The 18,392-nt window shown below is 34.3% G+C and carries 18 protein-coding genes; 8 read left to right on the top strand and 10 right to left on the bottom strand.

The annotated features are described in order from the left end of the window. Positions 1-151 precede the first annotated feature (151 nt). From H033_RS0102450 to H033_RS0102440, 3 genes are read left to right on the top strand one after another with little or no spacing between them, the layout of a single operon-like run. The gene (locus H033_RS0102450; RefSeq protein ID WP_026836922.1) at positions 152-571 is read left to right on the top strand and encodes a hypothetical protein; all 420 of its coding nucleotides are present in this window, start codon (positions 152-154) and stop codon (positions 569-571) included. A 24-nt stretch (positions 572-595) separates the two neighbouring features. Next, complete coding sequence (locus H033_RS0102445; protein WP_026836921.1) at positions 596-1,138, top strand: RNA polymerase sigma factor; 543 nt, start codon at positions 596-598, stop codon at positions 1,136-1,138. 2 nt (positions 1,139-1,140) lie between these two features. Beyond that, positions 1,141-2,463, top strand: coding sequence for a hypothetical protein (locus H033_RS0102440; protein ID WP_026836920.1), 1,323 nt, complete (start codon positions 1,141-1,143; stop codon positions 2,461-2,463). A gap of 7 nt (positions 2,464-2,470) precedes the next feature. Here the strand turns inward: H033_RS0102440 and H033_RS0102435 are convergent, their stop codons facing one another. Next, a complete protein-coding gene (locus H033_RS0102435; protein ID WP_034886016.1) occupies positions 2,471-3,211 on the bottom strand; it encodes a lysophospholipid acyltransferase family protein in 741 nt (246 codons plus the stop codon). 74 nt (positions 3,212-3,285) lie between these two features. On the opposite strand from H033_RS0102435, the gene trpS reads away from it, so the two are divergent. Next, positions 3,286-4,254, top strand: coding sequence for a tryptophan--tRNA ligase (trpS, locus tag H033_RS0102430; protein ID WP_026836918.1), 969 nt, complete (start codon positions 3,286-3,288; stop codon positions 4,252-4,254). Here trpS and dprA read toward each other — a convergent pair. Next, positions 4,251-5,351 carry a DNA-processing protein DprA gene (gene dprA / locus H033_RS0102425; protein ID WP_026836917.1) on the bottom strand — a complete coding sequence of 367 codons (1,101 nt, stop codon included), beginning with the start codon at positions 5,349-5,351 and terminating at the stop codon, positions 4,251-4,253. The genes trpS and dprA overlap by 4 nt on opposite strands. 176 nt (positions 5,352-5,527) lie before the next feature. Between dprA and H033_RS0102420 the strand changes: the two genes are divergently transcribed. Both H033_RS0102420 and H033_RS0102415 read left to right on the top strand, forming a co-directional pair. Then, positions 5,528-6,460, top strand: a complete 933-nt coding sequence (locus H033_RS0102420) for an SPOR domain-containing protein (protein ID WP_026836916.1) — start codon at positions 5,528-5,530, stop codon at positions 6,458-6,460. A 58-nt stretch (positions 6,461-6,518) separates the two neighbouring features. After that, a complete protein-coding gene (locus H033_RS0102415) occupies positions 6,519-7,028 on the top strand; it encodes an acyl-CoA thioesterase (protein ID WP_026836915.1) in 510 nt (169 codons plus the stop codon). 4 nt (positions 7,029-7,032) lie between these two features. On the opposite strand, the gene H033_RS21525 is transcribed toward H033_RS0102415, so the two are convergent. The 8 genes from H033_RS21525 to H033_RS0102375 form a co-directional block, all read right to left on the bottom strand. Then, on the bottom strand, positions 7,033-7,191 hold the full coding sequence (locus tag H033_RS21525) for a hypothetical protein (protein ID WP_155827671.1): 159 nt from the start codon (positions 7,189-7,191) through the stop codon (positions 7,033-7,035). A 253-nt stretch (positions 7,192-7,444) separates the two neighbouring features. Next, on the bottom strand, positions 7,445-8,668 hold the full coding sequence (locus tag H033_RS0102405; RefSeq protein ID WP_026836914.1) for a murein hydrolase activator EnvC family protein: 1,224 nt from the start codon (positions 8,666-8,668) through the stop codon (positions 7,445-7,447). Further along, entirely contained in the window at positions 8,668-9,435 is a 768-nt protein-coding gene (locus tag H033_RS0102400; protein WP_026836913.1) for a DUF4292 domain-containing protein, read from the bottom strand. The genes H033_RS0102405 and H033_RS0102400 overlap by 1 nt, the downstream gene beginning before the upstream one ends. Further along, a complete protein-coding gene (locus H033_RS0102395; RefSeq protein ID WP_026836912.1) occupies positions 9,436-10,806 on the bottom strand; it encodes a tetratricopeptide repeat protein in 1,371 nt (456 codons plus the stop codon). Positions 10,807-10,830: 24 nt separating this feature from the next. Further along, complete coding sequence (locus H033_RS0102390; RefSeq protein WP_026836911.1) at positions 10,831-11,841, bottom strand: sugar phosphate nucleotidyltransferase; 1,011 nt, start codon at positions 11,839-11,841, stop codon at positions 10,831-10,833. A 162-nt stretch (positions 11,842-12,003) separates the two neighbouring features. Further along, positions 12,004-12,438, bottom strand: a complete 435-nt coding sequence (dut, locus tag H033_RS0102385; RefSeq protein WP_026836910.1) for a dUTP diphosphatase — start codon at positions 12,436-12,438, stop codon at positions 12,004-12,006. Further along, complete coding sequence (locus H033_RS0102380) at positions 12,435-13,895, bottom strand: oligosaccharide flippase family protein (protein WP_026836909.1); 1,461 nt, start codon at positions 13,893-13,895, stop codon at positions 12,435-12,437. Before H033_RS0102380 ends, dut begins: the two co-directional genes overlap by 4 nt. 149 nt (positions 13,896-14,044) lie before the next feature. Next, positions 14,045-14,488, bottom strand: a complete 444-nt coding sequence (locus tag H033_RS0102375; protein WP_026836908.1) for a membrane protein — start codon at positions 14,486-14,488, stop codon at positions 14,045-14,047. Positions 14,489-14,891: 403 nt separating this feature from the next. Between H033_RS0102375 and H033_RS0102370 the strand changes: the two genes are divergently transcribed. Then, positions 14,892-15,629, top strand: coding sequence for a hypothetical protein (locus tag H033_RS0102370; protein ID WP_026836907.1), 738 nt, complete (start codon positions 14,892-14,894; stop codon positions 15,627-15,629). Next, the gene (locus H033_RS0102365) at positions 15,626-18,376 is read left to right on the top strand and encodes a carboxypeptidase-like regulatory domain-containing protein (protein ID WP_026836906.1); all 2,751 of its coding nucleotides are present in this window, start codon (positions 15,626-15,628) and stop codon (positions 18,374-18,376) included. The genes H033_RS0102370 and H033_RS0102365 overlap by 4 nt, the downstream gene beginning before the upstream one ends. The last annotated feature ends 16 nt before the right edge of the window (positions 18,377-18,392 follow it).

The following is an 18,392-nucleotide window of genomic DNA, read 5'->3' as shown; positions in this document are numbered from 1 at the left end:
AAAGTATTTTCCAATTCATAGCTCGTGGGCTTGCCCCGAGGTTCTCGATTTAAAACCCGCGATTGCGGGTTTTTTTTATGTTTATACGCAACCCTTTAGTTAAAAACGCATCTGTAAAATATGGAACCTGTAAGGTTTGATGGTTATTGAAATGAAAAAACTAACGTTATTGATATTTGTTGCTTGCCTAATATTAGGTTGTTCAAAAGATGATGGTGAATCTTTAAATCAAGAATTAGCTCCAACAGTATCTGTAAACATCCCAGATAGTTTAAAAACTGGGCAAGCTTACGAGTTTGATGTTCTTTATAAAAAAACTACTCATTGTCATTATTTTTCGGGCTTTGACGTCTCTAAAGATGAGAATACAATTGTAGTTGGTGTTGTAAATAATTATAGATCAGTCAATAATAATTGTAGTACAAACGGTAATTTACAGGAAACAGCAAAATTAAATTTTGTTGTAGAACGGGAGGATTTTTATATCTTTAGGTTCTGGCAGGGAAAATCTTCAGTAGGTGAAGACATGTTTTTAACAAAAGAGGTTCCCATTATCCCGTCAGATCTTTAAATATTAATAAAATCACCCCAACTATTGAGTTTAGAAAAACTCATACATAACTGTAAAAAACAGGATATAAAAGCACAGGAACAATTGTATAGGCTTTACGCCAATAAATTGTTTTCTGTTTGCTTAAAATATTCTAATAGCTATCAGCAGGCTGAAGATAACCTGCAGGATGGCTTTATTATAATATTTAATAAAATCAAACAGTACCAAGATAAAGGTTCTTTTGAAGGTTGGATGAAGCGTGTTATGATAAATAATACACTTCAGAAATATAGAAAACAGACGGTTTTTGAAATTGTTAATGAAGAGCATCTAAAAGAACCAGAAGTAGAAATTGATGATGAATTAGTTTCCGTAGATTATTTATTAAAGATCATACAAGAATTGCCAGATAGATATAGGCAGGTATTTAATTTTTACGCATTAGATGGATATTCTCATAAAGAGATAGCAGAAATGATGCAAATCTCGGTAGGTACGTCCAAATCTAATTTAGCAAGAGCACGAATTATATTAAAAGAAAAGATTGAAGCCAGTCAAGTTATGCCTGTTGCACAGTCTTATTAAGAATGGAAGAAAAAAAACACATAGATAGAGTTTTTCAAGAGAAATTTAAGGATTTCGAAGCTACTCCACGCGATGTTGTGTGGGAGAATATCTCCTCACGATTAAATGAAAATAAAAGAAAGAATAGAGTTTTACCTTTATGGTATAAAATAGCAGGGGTTGCTGCATTACTTGCCTTATTTATAAATTATACCAGCGGTCTATTCAAGAATCCCGCTAGCAATTCTCCAACAATATCTACGCTGGTTAATGACGATGCTCTAAACATTAGTTTGGCCTCTCAGCAATACACCCAAAACATGATAAGGTCTTCCATCATACTTAAGGCTATAATACAGGACACGAATAATAAAAAAGCAGACGGGATTAATGGGAATATTATAAACGGCTCCAATACTGAAGGGAATCAAAGAAATACAAAAGTGATTTCTATGGTTACAAGCGAAAAGTATACTTTTAGCGATTATAATACTTCTGTTGTAAATACTGCTCCTAAAGAAAATAAAGAAAGCAAAACTTCCTTAGAGAATAAAAAAGATCTTCCGATCCCATCCTTAATACCTGAAGAAATCTCTTTAGCAGAAAACACACTTTCACCCAAAAAACTTAGAGTTTCCACTATGGCTGCACCAATTTATTACGATAATTTTGGAAGCGGCACCTCTATAGATTCGCAATTCGAAAATAATGCGAGTAGTGGTGAAATATCAATCTCCTACGGAATCAATCTAGCCTATCAAATTTCAGAAAAGATAAAAATTAGATCTGGTATTAGCAAAGTGGACTTAAGCTATAACACAAAAAACATTGCCTTTACTGCAGCGGTAAATCCTACAGCATTAAGCAGTGTGAATTATTCTGAAGGGAAAGTTCCTAATTATAGGATAGAGAATAGAACAGTTCGCCAGTTTAGTAATCTGAGTGCTTCTGCTGAATTTAATAGGGCTAGCTTAGCTTCACCAACGGCTGGTTATTTAAACCAAAAATTAGGATTTATTGAGGTTCCTTTGGAAATAGAGTATGTTATTATAGACAAAAAGATAGGCTTGAATATTATTGGTGGGGGTAGTACCTTATTCCTTAATGATAATATGATCTCCTTAAATTCTACAGACTTTTCTACGAACCTAGGAGAAGCAAATAACTTGAATAATATTAGTTTCACTACAAACCTTGGAGTTGGTATAGATTATAATATTTCTCCTCAATTTCAATTGAACTTAGAACCAATTTTTAAGTATCAACTAAATACTTTTACTCAAACTACAGGAAATGTAAATCCTTATTATTTTGGAGTGTATTCTGGGTTTAGCTTCAAATTCTAAGAACTAATTATAAGGACGGATTTCTTAATTCGTTTAAAATAACATCGTAAACCTCTTTTTTTAATTCCCTTTTTTCCTCTTGTCTCCGGTTAACTGTAGGAATTATTTCGTGCACTTTGGCTCTCATAATTCCTGGGCTTCCAGAAAAGAAGGTGTAAGAAAAGCGTCTTTTATTATCGTGAAATGTAATAGGTACAATAGGAATTTGATGATCTATAGCCAATCTAAAAGCGCCATCTTTAAAAGCAACCAACTCTCTAGCTTTGTCCTCTGGCACACCTCCTTCTGGGAAGATACATATACTATTCCCTTGATTTAATCTTCGTTGACACTCCTTGAATACTCGCAATTTACTTTGCTGATTGCCTCTATCTACAACAATGCATGTACGTTTATAGAAGAATCCGAATAACGGAATTTTAGTGAGCTCTTTCTTTCCAACGAAAATAAAAGGATGATCTATCACAGCCAACATCATCATGATATCTATTATAGATGTATGGTTGGCAACAAACATATAGCTCTTGCCCTTAATTAAATTAGCAGCGTTCAATTTCTTCGGAATAAAACCCATTCCATATAAAATAGATTTAGCCCAAATTCGGGTGCAATAAAAATATTGGGAGTAAAATTTTTCTGAAGACGAAAAAACCAATAAAAAAGGGAGCATCACAATTATAGGAAGACCCATAAGAATAAAGAACCAGATTCTCCACAATGCAATTAAACCAGCTTTTAATATGTTCATAGTTTCCAAAAATACTAAAATGAATTAAGCGAATTCAACAAAAGAAGTACCTTTGTGAAAATTTAAAAAATTCCATGGCAAGAATACTTACCGGCGTACAAAGTACGGGAACTCCGCACTTAGGAAATTTACTTGGAGCAATAATTCCAGCGATAGAAATGGCCAATAAGCCTGAAAATGAATCGTTTTTGTTTATTGCCAATCTACATTCCCTTACCCAAATTAAAGATGCAGCATTACTTAAAGAAAACACGTATTCTACCGCAGCAACTTGGCTAGCGTTTGGTTTGGATATTGAAAAGACTGTTTTTTATAGACAAAGTGATATTCCGCAGGTAACTGAGCTTTCATGGTATTTAAGTTGCTTTTTTCCGTACCAGCGATTAACGCTTGCGCATTCTTTTAAAGACAAAGCAGATAGGTTAGAAGATGTAAATTCTGGTTTGTTCTCTTATCCAATGCTAATGGCAGCAGATATCCTTTTGTATGATGCTGAAATTGTCCCGGTTGGAAAAGATCAATTGCAACATATAGAAATGACCAGAGATGTTGCTTCCAGATTTCATGCACAAATGGGTGAAACCTTTGTAATCCCAGAAGCCAAGGTCGAAGAACATTCTATGTACATTCCTGGAACAGATGGTGCAAAGATGAGTAAATCCAAGAATAATGTGATCAACTTGTTCCAGACAGATAAAAAACTCAGGAAACAAATCATGGGTATCGAAACAGATAGCACTCCCATGGAGGCCCCGAAGGATCCAAACACTTGTAATGTATTCTCAATCTTCAAATTATTAGGAGACAAAACCGAAGTGGAAGAATTGAAACAAAAATACTTAGCAGGGAATTTTGGATATGGCCACGCAAAACAAGCTTTATATGAACTAATTATTAATAAGTACGCCACTGAACGTGAAAAGTATACTTATTACATGAATAATTTATCTGAAATAGACGCTGCTTTAGAAAAAGGAGCTGCAAAAGCTACATGTGTGGCAAGTACTGTTCTAGAGAAAGTGAGAACCAAGTTAGGATATTAAATAACCTCGAATAATTTACCAGGAAGTGGGCGAATTGCCCCTTTTAATTCCATTTCCAACAAAATGCCCGCTGCCTGATAAGTGGGCATTTTGCAATTTAAAGCAATATCATCCAGTTGTTGCTTTCCCGCATCTTGCAGAAAATCATAAACCAACTGCTCCCGAGCTTCCAACTCTACAAATAATTGTTTTTGTACAGCTGCAGAGTAATTTTGAACATTCCAGTTTAAAATATAAATAAGATCTGCAGCTGAAGTTAACACGTGCGCATTTTGAGATTTAATTAAATTGAGACATCCAGAGCTTTGCGAGTCTGTTGGTCTTCCAGGAACTGCAAAAACTTCCCTATCATAAGAATTGGCGATATCTGCGGTTACCAACGAGCCTCCTTTAGCCGCGCTTTCAATAACTACCGTTGCCTCACTTAATCCCGCTATAATTCTGTTCCGTTTTAAAAAATTATTTCTGTCAAAATTATCTGAACTCCAAAAATCAGTATAAAACCCGCCATTCTCTTCTATCGAAGCACGATACTTCGCATGGGTTTTTGGGTATATCTGATTAAAACCATGGGCCAAACATCCGATAGTTTGCAGGCCATTTTTTAAAGCAGCTTTATGCGCGGTGATATCTACCCCATATGCAAAACCGGAAACTATAACCGGATCTAGTATAGTAAGTTCTTCAATAAGCTTTTCACAAAAAATAGCTCCAGCAGAAGTGATCTTTCTTGTACCAACTATACTCAGGATTCTCTTCTTGTTTAAATCTATATTCCATTTTGAAAATAACAAAATTGGCCCATCATTACAATGTTTAAGTTTTTCTGGATAATCAAGATCTTGATAATAATGAATGTTTATGCCGTTTTTCTGTATAAATTTCAATTCAGATTCTGCCAGTCTAAATCTATCAGCATCAAAAAGGCCTTGCAGCTTGATCTTTCCAATCCCGTCAATTTTCAATAAACTTTCTTTCTTAGTACTAAAAATTGCTTCCGCAGAGCCAAAATGCCTGATCAATTTTTTAGCTGTACTGTCTCCAAGGTTTGGAGCGCTTTGTAATGCTAAGGTTGAAAGTAATTCAGAATCAGTCATAAACAGAAAATTGCGCTAATTTTTATTTTATTGAATTTAAATTAATAATACGTTATTTAACTGATATGCAATTGTTTCCGAAGGAATTATATAAGGAAATTTTTAATAAAAAGATTTGTTAATAAGATATCTTTGGCTATTTTTAGAGTATCACATAAATCCTTATTTTTGTTTTGATGACTATAGCGATCTACATTTCCGATTTACTTTACAGATATGAGTGTGTAATTTTGCCTGGATTCGGTGCCTTTTTATCTCAAAAGGTTTCTGCTGAATTCAATGAAAAACAGCAAAATTTCTATCCTCCAAAAAAGCAACTTTCTTTTAACTCCCAGTTAAATAAAAATGATGGCTTGTTAGCCAACTATATTGCCGAAGTAGAAAACTTAGGGTATAGACAGGCTGTCTATAAAATTGAAGAGTATGTGCAACAGCTTCAATTTCAGCTAGAAAACGATAAGAATTATACAATTAAAAATATAGGAACCTTTGAAGTTTCTGGTGAAGGAAAACTGCAATTTGAGCCGTTAACTACCACTAACTTTTTAGCTGATTCTTTTGGATTATCTTCCATCCCTGCACTTTCAGTATCTAGAGAAGAGCTTAAAAAACAAGTTGAAGAATTAGAGGAAAAAGCACCTATTTTATTTACTCCAGAAAGAAGAAGTAAAACTCCTTATTTAAAATATGCTGCTATTGGATTATTAGCATTGGGATTAAGCGGATTTACAGGGTTGAAATTATATAGCAACCAAGTGAGCAATCATAATATTGCGGAGCAGCAAGCTGCAGAATCTCAGCTTCAGCAAAAAATACAGCAAGCAACTTTTATTATAGACAATCCGCTGCCGGAAATCACCTTCACTGTGACCAATCAAAGTGGAGATTATCATATTGTTGCCGGAGCCTTCCGCGTGGAAGAAAATGCACATCAAAAAGTAACAGAATTGCGTGCAGAAGGTCATAAAGCAAGATACATTGGGGAAAACAAATATGGCTTACACCAAGTAGTTTACAGTAGTTATCTAACCAGAAGAGATGCTATAAATGCACTTTATAAAGTTCAAAAAACCAATTCAGGATCTTGGTTACTAGTTCAAGAACTTTAAGAATCTATTAACTTGTTTAGACTAGATTAGGGCAGTACCTTTGCCCAAAATTGGCACAATGCAAGCAAAAAACCCAAAAGATTCGAGAACTATTCTTACAGACTTGGTACTTCCAAGTGAAACTAACCCATTAAATAATCTTTTTGGAGGTGAACTTTTAGCTCGTATGGATAGAGCTGCTAGTATTGCAGCCCGTAGACATAGTCGCAGAATTGTTGTTACTGCATCAGTAAACAATGTTGCCTTTAATAAAGCAATTCCGCTAGGAAGTGTTGTAACAGTAGAAGCTGCTGTTTCCAGAGCTTTTAAGAGTTCTATGGAGATCTTTATAGATGTTTGGGTGGAGGATCGTGAAAGCGGAAAACGCTCTAGAGCCAATGAAGCTATTTATACTTTTGTAGCTGTAGATGAAACAGGAACTCCTGTAAATGTACCCGAATTAAATCCTGAAACTGAGCTTGAAATAGAACGATATGAAGCTGCTTTGAGAAGAAAACAACTAAGCCTGGTTTTAGCAGGTAAAATGAAACCTAAAGATGCCACAGAGCTAAAAGCATTGTTTGAGTAAGATCCTATAAAATTATTTCAGGCTCTTTTTGTTTTAAAAGCATTTTTTTAAATTTTTCAGGGTTTTCTGGAAATACATGAATTTCATCAAATTTGTTGAATTGAACAGATACATAGCGATTGGGTTTTCCATTGAGAATCTGAATCCATTTTTTCTTTTCCACAATCTCCACTCTCCTTATTCTGTTAGTAGAAATTATTTGCTTATTGAAGATTTTTTCTATCACCAATTCTTTGGATGTGATTTGCTATTTTGTTCTAGAGTTGTCAATATATGGAAGTAAATAAAACACAAAAGGATAGAACGCGTAAAAATACCAATGTTCGTCGTATAAAATGACCGGTGAGAGAATAGCCGATAATACACATAACATTATCAGCGCATTATAACCATAGTTCGTCTTAAATTCCTCCAAGCTACATTTTTCCAATCCAAACTTCCGGATCCATTTTATCTGTGTTCTTATATATCAGGAAGTGTAGAGTGGTTTTACCTGAGCTTGAACTTGTAGCTACTTCTCCAATATCTTGATTTAAAGAAACCACGTCTCCCTTGGTAACATAAACATTAGAAAGGTTGTTATAGATGGTAATATAATCCCCATGACGAACCATTACAGCCTTGTTTGCTCCTTTTACAGCCTGCACCTCACTTACCGTTCCGCCAAATATTGCCCTTGCCTTAGCGCCTTTATCTGTATCTATACGTACCCCATTACTTTCTATGGTTGTAGATTTTACGATTGGGTGTTGTTGTGTTCCAAATCTCATACTTATTACACCAGATCTTACCGGCCAAGGCAGTTTTCCTTTATTACTTGCGAAATTAGCTGCCAAAGCTTTAGCTTCCGGAGTAAGTTCATATACATCTCGAGAACTAGAACCACTTTCTTTATTGGCTTTTGCAATAGAAGCCCGGATAATCTCGTCTATTTGCCTATCTATAGCATTTATTTCTTGTTGCTTTTTCTTTATTTGAGAAGCAAAAACACCTTCTTTACTACGAATACTTTTAATGAGTACTTCTTGAGATTTTCTATTTTGTGCCAGTTGCGCTCTAGTTGCTCTGTTCTCTATTACAAGCTTTTCTTTTACTTTCTTTTGATCCAGTAAATTCGTATTAAGCACCTGTAATTCTTCAGATTTTACTTTTATCTCATCTCCTTGTTTCCTTCTATAATTGGCATACTGCTTCATATATTGCAGTCTCTTGTAGGCTTGGAGAAAATTCTGTGAAGATAGTAGAAACATGATCCTACTCTGCTGAGATTTACTTTTATAAGATTTTTGGATCATTTTGCCATAATCCTCTTTCAAACTCTCCAATTCTTTCCGAAGTGTCTGAATTTTACTGGTGTTAGAGCTTATATCACGGGTAAGAATATTGGCTTGCTGATTGGTAACTTTAATCAAATTCTCTGTAGTACGAATCTGCCTATCCAGATCTTCAACTTCCGTAAGTACAGATTTCTCCTTTTTCTTATTCGAAGAACGTAAGCTATTTATTTTTTGGATCTCATCACGTAGTTCTATTCTACGCTCTTCTAGACTCTCACGAGTATCCTGAGAATAAACTTCAGCACATCCAATTAAAAGGAATGCAATTATAAAAATATGTTTGGAGTAGGTATGTAACTTCATTATTCTATCTGAATTTCATCGTAACCAGAAGGGATATCAAAAGGAAAACTAACCGATTCATTAAAAGTAACCGACCTATAGGCAATATCTACCTGAGTTCCTTTTCCCTCACTATTGGCAACAATCTTAATTTCTTCAGGAAAATTCTGATTATTCACTTTCTGATATTTTGGGTAGGTAACTGTTACGTTCCTGTTTTCCTTTTCCTGAGCTAATTGTTGCGCAAGTACCTTATAATTTTTAGCATCTAATAAGAATAGCTTTTTTACCAATTCCAAAGTGTTGGATGGCACTAATTGATAACCTTGGGTAGATTCTGTTAATACATATTTATCTTCTCTAAGGTCATAGATCGCTTGGCCAATTAATAGGTTCTGAAGTTTTTTAAAATCCAATGGAGTTCCCAACCATTTACTTACCAAAGCATAATCTCCATCAAAATACGTCTTCCCTATTTTCTCATAATAACTCACTCTGTCTGGAGTGATTAAAACCTTTGCCAAAGGAATTCCCAATAGCTGTGCGCTCATCCAAATCGCACTATCTTTTTGCATTCTAAAACTCACTGTAACAGATTGTGAGCGCTCATCATCCTGATAATGCAATCTTAGCCTGCTATTTAAAGTTTTAAAGTCTGGTTCGTTGCTATAATGCATGGCAACAACCTTTTTAACCGCAGCATCCTCTATAACCAATGCTTTCTTTTTACTTCCACATCCAATCAATAAAAGGGAAACAAGTGTTAGGGTAAATATCTTCTTGATCATTTAGTTTTCTGTTTTTTTAATTGAATTGGCCTTTTCTTTAAATTCAGAGGCTTTAGATGAATTTCCTAATCCAGAATACGCAACCGACAATTGCTCATAAAAATCACGTTCCATATCCATATCATCTATTAAATAATCCAGGCCAAATGTAAGTATTTCTTGTGCTTCCTCGTACTTCTTTAAATTATTTAAAGCGGCTCCTTTTATAAGGTATAATAAGGTTTGTGCAGGAAACACCTCCAATCCTGAACTGCTTAATTTTAAAGCATCCTCGAATTTCAATAGATCTAGCTGAAGCAATAATGTATTTCTAAGCAATTCATAATTATCAAGGTTTTCACCTATTCCCATTTCAAAAAAAGTAAGTGCCTGTACTTTTTCCTTTTTCTGAAGAAAATAATCTCCAAACTTCTGAAAGATCTCAGGGGTGTTCTCTTTTTCTGAAAATATAGCAGCTACCTGTTTTAAGTCTTCTTCATACTTCGGATTTTCATTTACAAACAATAAAAAATCATTCAATACCTTGAATTTTGAAGCCGTATCAATCTCTTCAGATTGCAACACTAACCTCATAGAGCTTAACGCATCTTCAGTTCTATCCTTATTCAAATAAAACTTATAAAGAGCCAGGTGTACCACTTTTGAAGTGGGAAAGAGTTGTTGCATTTTCTGCGCTGCCTCGAAAGCCTCTTTTTCTAATCCTTCATCGCTGTACACAAAGATAAGATTGAGATAATTCATCTCATTCTCCGGGTTGATCGTTATAGATTCCTTAAGTGTCTTTATTTGTGCCGAAGTATTATTGGTAAGCGCATAAATTTGTTGCCTTAAACTATTCCTATATTCTGTAACACCAAGCTCGGCATCTAACTGATCTAATAAGGCGATCAATTTATCGAACTGCTGAAGTTCAAAATACATCTTCGCTAAATCGTCGTAATATTTCTCATTATAAGAAACTAATTCTTTATTAATCAAAATAGCCGGCTCGTATTGCTTGTTCAGATAATACGATTCCATTAAAGCCTGAAGGACCCACTCTCTATTAGGTTCTAACCTGTTTGCCTTTTGAAAATTATCTATAGCCTTATCGAGATCATTAAGGAATTTATAGTTCTTCCCTAATTCGAAAAAAACAACCGGGTTATTAGGCTGAATTTTTTCGCATGCCTTGAGTGCAATAATTGCTTTTTCATAATTCTCAATCGCCTTTTGCTTTAGCGCTTCAAAAAAATGTTCCTGAAACGCGTCGCTTACCTCGCCCAGATCGTCTACTGCAACTTCTTGTAATGGCGCCGGCGCTTCTTGAGCACTAAGCTCTGAAGTCCAAACTCCCATTAAAAGGAAAACATAGACGAGTAAATGCTTCATTAGAATTAGAATTATATTTTTATACTATTCCAAAACAGAATAATCTCCAATACTGATTTGAGTGAAATTCCCATCAAACTTGGCATTACTACCAATCATGGCATTATCCAGATTAGCATTCATGATAACAGATTCATTTTGAATAAGGCTATTCTTGATAGTTGAGTTTTCAATTTTTGTACCATTTCCAATAGAAACATTCGGACCTATTTTAGCATTTGTAAGCACAACATTCTCACCGATAAAACAAGGTTCGGTAATTTCAGAATTTGTGATCTTCACAGAATCTGAGATCAATTTTTCGCCATCTTGATGTAAGAAATTAAGCATTCTTCCATTGGTTTCTACAGTGATCTGCTTATTTCCGCAGTCCATCCATTCGTCAACCTTTCCAGGAACAAAAACACTTCCACTAGCTTGCATAGCTTTAATACCATCATTTATCTGGTATTCTCCACCACGAATAATATTCTGGTCCAATACCTTTTGTAGCTCCCATTTAAGAACTGCAACGTCTTTAAAATAATAGATTCCTATTACAGCAAGATCTGAAACAAATTCCTCGGGTTTCTCTACCAATTCGGTGATCTCATTCTTCTCATTCAATTTCACTACTCCGTATGCATTTGGGTTTTCAACTTGTTTTACCCAAATCACCGCATCTGCATCTTTGTTCAGTGTAAAATCTGCTTTGAACAGTGTATCCGCATAAGCAACTACTGCCGGACCAGAAAGAGAATCTTTAGCGCACATTATAGCGTGTCCAGTCCCTAAAGGTTTATCCTGATAATAGATTGTTCCTTTAGCTCCCAAGCTCTCTGCAATCGCCTTTAAATCGGCTTCTACCTTCTCTCCAAAATCCTGACCGATGATAAATGCAACTTCATCTACCTTTTCATCCAAAACCTTTGCAATATCTTCTACCAATCTATGAACAATTGGTTTTCCCGCGATAGGAATTAATGGTTTAGGTACTGTTAAGGTATGAGGTCTTAATCTTGAGCCACGACCGGCCATTGGTACTATTATCTTCATCTTATATTTTTATTCTGATTCGGTTAGAAATATTAATTCGTCATCCTGAATTTATTTCAGGATCTCAATAAAATCAATAATGTATGAGAAGCTGAATCGATTCCTATAACCATCGGAGCAGCTTGACAATTAATCTCCTAATATAAATTTTTGGTTATTAAATTATTTATTACCAGTACTTCCAAAGCCTCCAGCTCCTCTACTAGTGTCTTCCAGTACTTCTACTTGCTCCCAAGTAATCTGTTCATGCTTAGCAATGACCATTTGCGCTACTCGCTCTCCATTTTCAATTACAAAATCTTCATTGGAAAGGTTTACAAGAATTACGCCTATTTCCCCACGGTAGTCTGCATCTATGGTTCCAGGAGAATTCAATACTGTAATTCCCTTCTTAGCCGCCAAACCACTTCTTGGTCTTACCTGAGCTTCAAAGCCCAATGGTAATTCCATAAAAAGCCCTGTTTTCACGATAGCTCTTTCTAAAGGTTTTAACGTAATTGGTTCTAAAATATTGGCTCTTAAGTCCATTCCTGCAGAGAATGCAGTTTCATAATTTGGTAAGTCGTGTGCCGACTTATTTATAATTTTCACTTTCATCTTCTTAATATTATTTTTTTTAATGCTTTTTCTTCTTGACTATATACCAAAATTATAAAAGCTAGCCATAACCCGATACCTACAAAATAATTATTTCTGAAAAGGTAGAATGAAATCCCGGAGAAAATGACAGAAACTATAAAATACAAGCTTATTTTTTTGAGGTTATATGGAATTGGATAATATTTCTGACCTAAGTAATAGGAAAGGAACATCATAATCCCATAAGCAGAAACAGTTGCAATGGCAGACGCCACATAACTCATAGTAGGAATTAAAGCATAGTTAATGCCAAGAGTAACTACAGCGCCAACTATTGAGATATATGCTCCCATTTTGGTTCTATCTGTAATTTTATACCAAACAGAAAGATTGTGATAAATTCCCATACAAAAATTAGCAAGAAGTATGAGTGGAACAATTTTCATGGCTTCCCAATAATCACTGTTTCTAATGATTAGCTCTTTTAGGAGATCTAAAAATATTATTACCGTCAATAAAATAATAGATCCAAATGCTACAAAATAGCGAGTAATTAAGGCATAAGTTTCTGGAGCATTTTCATCTGTTGCTTTACTAAAGAAAAAGGGTTCTACGCCCATTCTAAAGGCAGTGCTGAATAAAGCCATGAAAATTGCTAATTTATAACAAGCTGCATATGCTCCTACCGCTCCTTCAGCAATGTCACTTGGCAACAACCAACCTAATAGAATTCTATCAAAAGACTCATTTATAGCAAATGCAATTCCTGCAAAAAGTATGGGATAAGAATACTTGAGCATTTCTTTCCACAGAGTTTTACTGAAACTGTATTTAATCTTAAAGTAAAACGGAATAAGTATTATTAAGTTGATAGCACTTGCTATAACCATTGAAATAAAAATATAGGAAAGCTCAAAGTCTGGTTGATAAATTGATTCTAGAATTCCATTTTTAGTTTCTGAAGCCATTTCGGGAAGCAGCAATAAAAAGAAAACATTCAAACCTAAATTAACAGCAACATTCAATATTTTCATGACTGCAAAGCGCATTGGCTGCTGATTTGCTCTTAACCAAGCAAATGGAACAATGACCAGCGCATCTAAAGCAAGTACGATGATGGTATATGAAATATATTCAGCCTTAATACCAGACCAATTTGCCAGTTGATCTTTCAAAGAAAAAGCCAAAACTAAAAATAATAAGGTGCTAATAATTAAAGAAACTGTGGCAGTAGAAATAACCAACTTTTTATCCTTTTCCTTATTAAAAAATCTAAAAAAGGCGGTTTCCATCCCGTATGACAGGATCACATTAAAAAGGATGATCCAGGAAAAAATGATGGAAACTTCCCCATATTCCTTTTTTGGGAGTATATCTGTATAAAGTGGAACCAGTATAAAGCTCAACATTCTGGGCAATACTGTTGCCAGACCGTATATAAAGGTTTGCTGAAAAAGTTTTTTTAATGAACCCAATGAGGTTGTACTAGTTAGAGGGGATAAATTTATTCAATTAAGTGATAGGGCACAACTAAAACCGCACACACTTAATTTTTGATTTAAATTCAATAAAAAACGGAATGAAAAAAGTTTCATTCCGTTTCTAATGGTTAATAAATATAAGATTATACTCTTTCTTTAACGCCAGTAAGCCTGTAATATTTCACTTTAGAGTTCTGAGTGAATATTAAAATGGCTTCATCATCCTTCAGCTCAAAGTCCATTTTATCTGTTTTTTGAGGCATTTTATTCCCATACTCCTCTTTAGGATCTGAACTCATTATCATATCTGGCTTTCCTGTATTGAAAGTCGCCCTAAATACTCCAGGAGGATCTGGGCTAGCAACTAAGGCTGCTTTTTTATTTCTGAAGTACACACTATCTAAACTCACTCTGTTTGTTTGAATGGTAGTTACAGGAATGTATAAATTGATGATCTCTCCTTGAGCAGTATAATAGGCGTTATCCATTTTTACGGGAGCTTTTTTTTGTAGATCTTTATTGCCAGCACAGTTTGCAAAAAGAGCAGTAAATATAGTCGCACTTAAAAGTAGGTAAAGATATTTCATGATGATTTTGTTTTAGTTGAGTTGTATAAAACAAAATGAGTGCCAAAAGAAAATCCCTCCATAGTTATGAAGGGATTTAAGTATATACTTTCATTGTTGTCCGACAAAAGATATAAGACCCCTGCGCTGATAGATCCAAGACATAACACCTCATTTTAACTAATTGAAATCCATGTTTTGATCTAGATTAATTTTTCAAAAAGAAAAAAATAATTCTGTGTTTCAAAAGAAAGCCCTGAATATAAAAACAGTTTAAATCCACTTTGCTTCTAGCCTCAACGACATCCTGAGTTTTTTTTCCGGACCACACTAATATAATTTAAAAGATAAAATAGTGAGGAATAATTATTTTATTTTGTATTTTACTCAAAATATTACGAATTATTTGTCCAATACCTATTGAATGTATAAAACTTACCTTCTTACTTTTTCAACTTTCTTAATTTCTGTTTCCACTTTTTCCCAGAATTATTCTAAAGAAATAATCTATTCTTGGTTCGATCAGCAAACGGGAATTGAAAATTCTATTTTATTTAGAGGGATGGAGTATTTGGAAACGGATAGGATGGTAAACGAAAAACATAAATTTTTCGAAACTCAGAAGTTTCAGAATGGCTCTGTGAATTATGATGGGCAAACTTTTTTCAAAGTGTCTTTAAAATATAATGTTTATGATGATCTAGTTCTGGTGAATCTGCATAAGGATCTAGGAAATTTTATTTTTCAACTATTTAGTGATAAAGTAAATCAATTTCAGATTAACGACCATATATTCAGGTATCTTAAAGCCAATAATAATTTAGATATCATTGGTTTTTACGAAGTTATTAATGAAGAAGGTCGGTTTAAGATTTTTAAAAAACATCTTAAGAACCGGATGGAAATTAGAGATAAGAGTGTTGCTTATACTGAGTTTAGTAATGCAGACGCAGATTATGTTTTTCAATTCAACAATGAATTTTTTGAGTTGGATAACCGAAGAGATCTATTTTCTAAATTTTCCAATCTGAAAAGTGATATAAGAAATTATTATAGTAAATATAGGAAGCAATCCAGGGATAATCCAGATGCTTTTATGAATAACCTAGCCAGTGAGATGAATGCCCTGATTTCAAATTCTACAAACAAAATTCAAGAATGAGAAAATATTTACTCCTTATATTACTTATATCTTTCCCCTTCGCCTACGCACAAACAAGCGTCCCAGAGATATCTTTAAGCTTTAAAAACAAAGAACTCCCTGAAATTTTAACTGAAATTGAAACAAAAACCGAATACCAATTTTTTTTTGAAGAAAACTGGTTTGGTTCCAAAAAATTTTCAGGTGAATATTCACAAACTAAATTGACAGAAATATTAGAAAGCATACTGGAGAAAACCAATATTAATTACTTTATAAAAGGGGAGCGTATCATTCTAACCCGCGGTAGTATAATTTATGATAGACTGCCAGAAGGCTTTTTAGAAACTCCGAAGGAAACAAAAGTCGTAGGAGAAACTCAAAATACAGATCCTCTATTTTATAATGATAATAAAGAGCAGGCTGAATTAGTTGAAACCGTTTTAATAGGAAAAGAAGATAGGCAATCTAGTAGGAGTTCGTATAGACTTTCTGGTAGGGTGATTTCAGAAAAAGGAGAACCCATTTCAGGATTAAATATTTTGGTTGCTGATCAAAATATAGGAACAGTTACAGATATTAATGGAAATTATGAAATTAGGCTTCCTAAAGGAATAAATATTCTGGAAACTCAAGCCCTAGGAGTAGATAAAGTTAAAAAGCGCCTTATAGTTTATAATGACGGGGTTTTAAATCTACAACTGGAAGAGAGTTTTGAGGAGCTAGGCGAAGTTTTGGTAGCATCCAATGCAAGGGAAAATGTACGCTCTGCTCTTACGGGAGTAGAAAGAATAAATGTTGCCAATATTAAGAACATTCCTTTGGTTCTGGGTGAACGTGATATTTTAAAAGTTGCAACCACCCTACCAGGAATTACCACCGCCGGTGAAGCTGCGAGTGGATATAATGTAAGAGGAGGAAAAACCGATCAGAATTTAATTTTACTTGACGAAGGAGTTATATATAATCCCACTCATTTCTTCGGAATATTTTCTGGGTTAAACCCTTTTACTACGGGTGATGTAAGTATTTATAAAGGAAGTATCCCCGCCGAATATGGAGGAAGGTTGTCCTCTGTTTTTGACCTAAATACCAAAACAGGAAACAAAGAAGAACTTGCTGGTGAGGTTTCCATAGGGCCTGTAACAGGAAACGTAAGCCTTGAGATCCCTATTGTTGAAGGTAAATCGAGTTTAATTGTGGGGGGTCGAGGTACTTATTCCGATTGGATTTTAAATCTTCTAGAAGATGAATCCTTAAAAGATAGCCAGGCTTCCTTTTACGATGTTGTGGCAAAATACAACCATAAATTTGACAATAATGACGAGTTAAATGTAAGCGGTTATTACAGTGATGATGTTTTTAGTATTACTTCAGATTCCTTGTTTAGTTATACTAACAGGGTAGTTTCCCTGTCTTATAATAAGTTTTTTAGTGAAAAACACCAAGGAGAAATTGTGGTAACCAACAGCAATTATGATTTTAATTTGGATTTCGAGAGTGATTTTAACAATGATTTTGAATCGGGGTACACGATTAATGATTCTGAATTAAAATTGAAAATGAAATATTTTTATAGCAAAGCCCATACTTTTAATTATGGTATAAGCGGAAAATATTATATGGTTTCGCCTGGAAAAATTAATCCCGGCAGTGCTGAATCTTTAATTGAATCACTTAGTATTCCAGAGGAAAGAGCTATAGAAACCGCTATTTATATTGAAGACAGTTTTGAAATAACCGAAAAACTTTTAATAAATGCGGGATTAAGATATTCTTTCTACACCGCTTTTGGACCAGCTCAATTAAATACCTATGAAGAAAATTTGCCCCGAAATGATAATACGGTTACAGGGGTGGAAACCTTTGGTAGTGGAGAAGTTATAGAAACCTACGGTGGGCCCGAGGTTAGAGTTTCAGGAAGGTATTTTTTAACACCTACATTTTCCGCTAAATTAAGTTATAATAATACCTATCAATATATTCATACGTTATCCAATAACACAACTGCAGCTCCAACCGACACTTACAAACTTTCAGACTCATATGTAAAACCGCAAAGGGCAAATCAATTTTCTGCAGGCTTATTCAAAAATTTTGATGATAATATCTACGAACTAAGTTTGGAGGGTTATTATAAAAACTCAGATAATCTCTTAGACTATAAAGTTGGTGCCGATTTATTCCTAAATGAACATATTGAAACCGAAGTTTTACAGGGAGAAGGTAAAGCCTACGGTGTAGAAATTCTAATTAGAAAAAATACGGGGAGGTTAAATGGATACTTAGGTTATACCTATTCTCGATCTTTCATAAAATTAGCCGGAAATTTTAGGGAGGAGACAGTAAATAATGCTGCATTTTTTCCAACTAATTTTGATAAACCTCACGATTTTAGTGCGGTGTTAAATTATAAGCTCACCCAACGTTTTAGCTTTTCAGCTAACTTAGCATACCAAACTGGTAGACCGGTAACGTATCCTATTGGGAAATACAGTTCTAATAATTCGGAATTTGTATTATATAGTGATAGAAACCAATTCAAAATACCCGATTATTACCGACTAGATTTGAGCTTTAACGTAGAAGGAAATCATAAAATCGAAAAATTTGCGCATAGTTTTTGGAATATCTCGATTTATAATGTTTTGGGAAGAAATAATCCATACTCGATATTTTTTGTGACGGATAATGGGGAAGTTAAGGCCTACCAAAGCTCTATTTTCTCTATTCCAATTCCTACCATCACCTATAATTTTAGGTTTTAAATAACTAATGAAATTG

It is taken from the genome of Gillisia sp. JM1 (assembly GCF_000424645.1).
Lineage (GTDB): Bacteria > Bacteroidota > Bacteroidia > Flavobacteriales > Flavobacteriaceae > Gillisia.
This window is presented reverse-complemented; position numbering and strand designations above follow the sequence as displayed.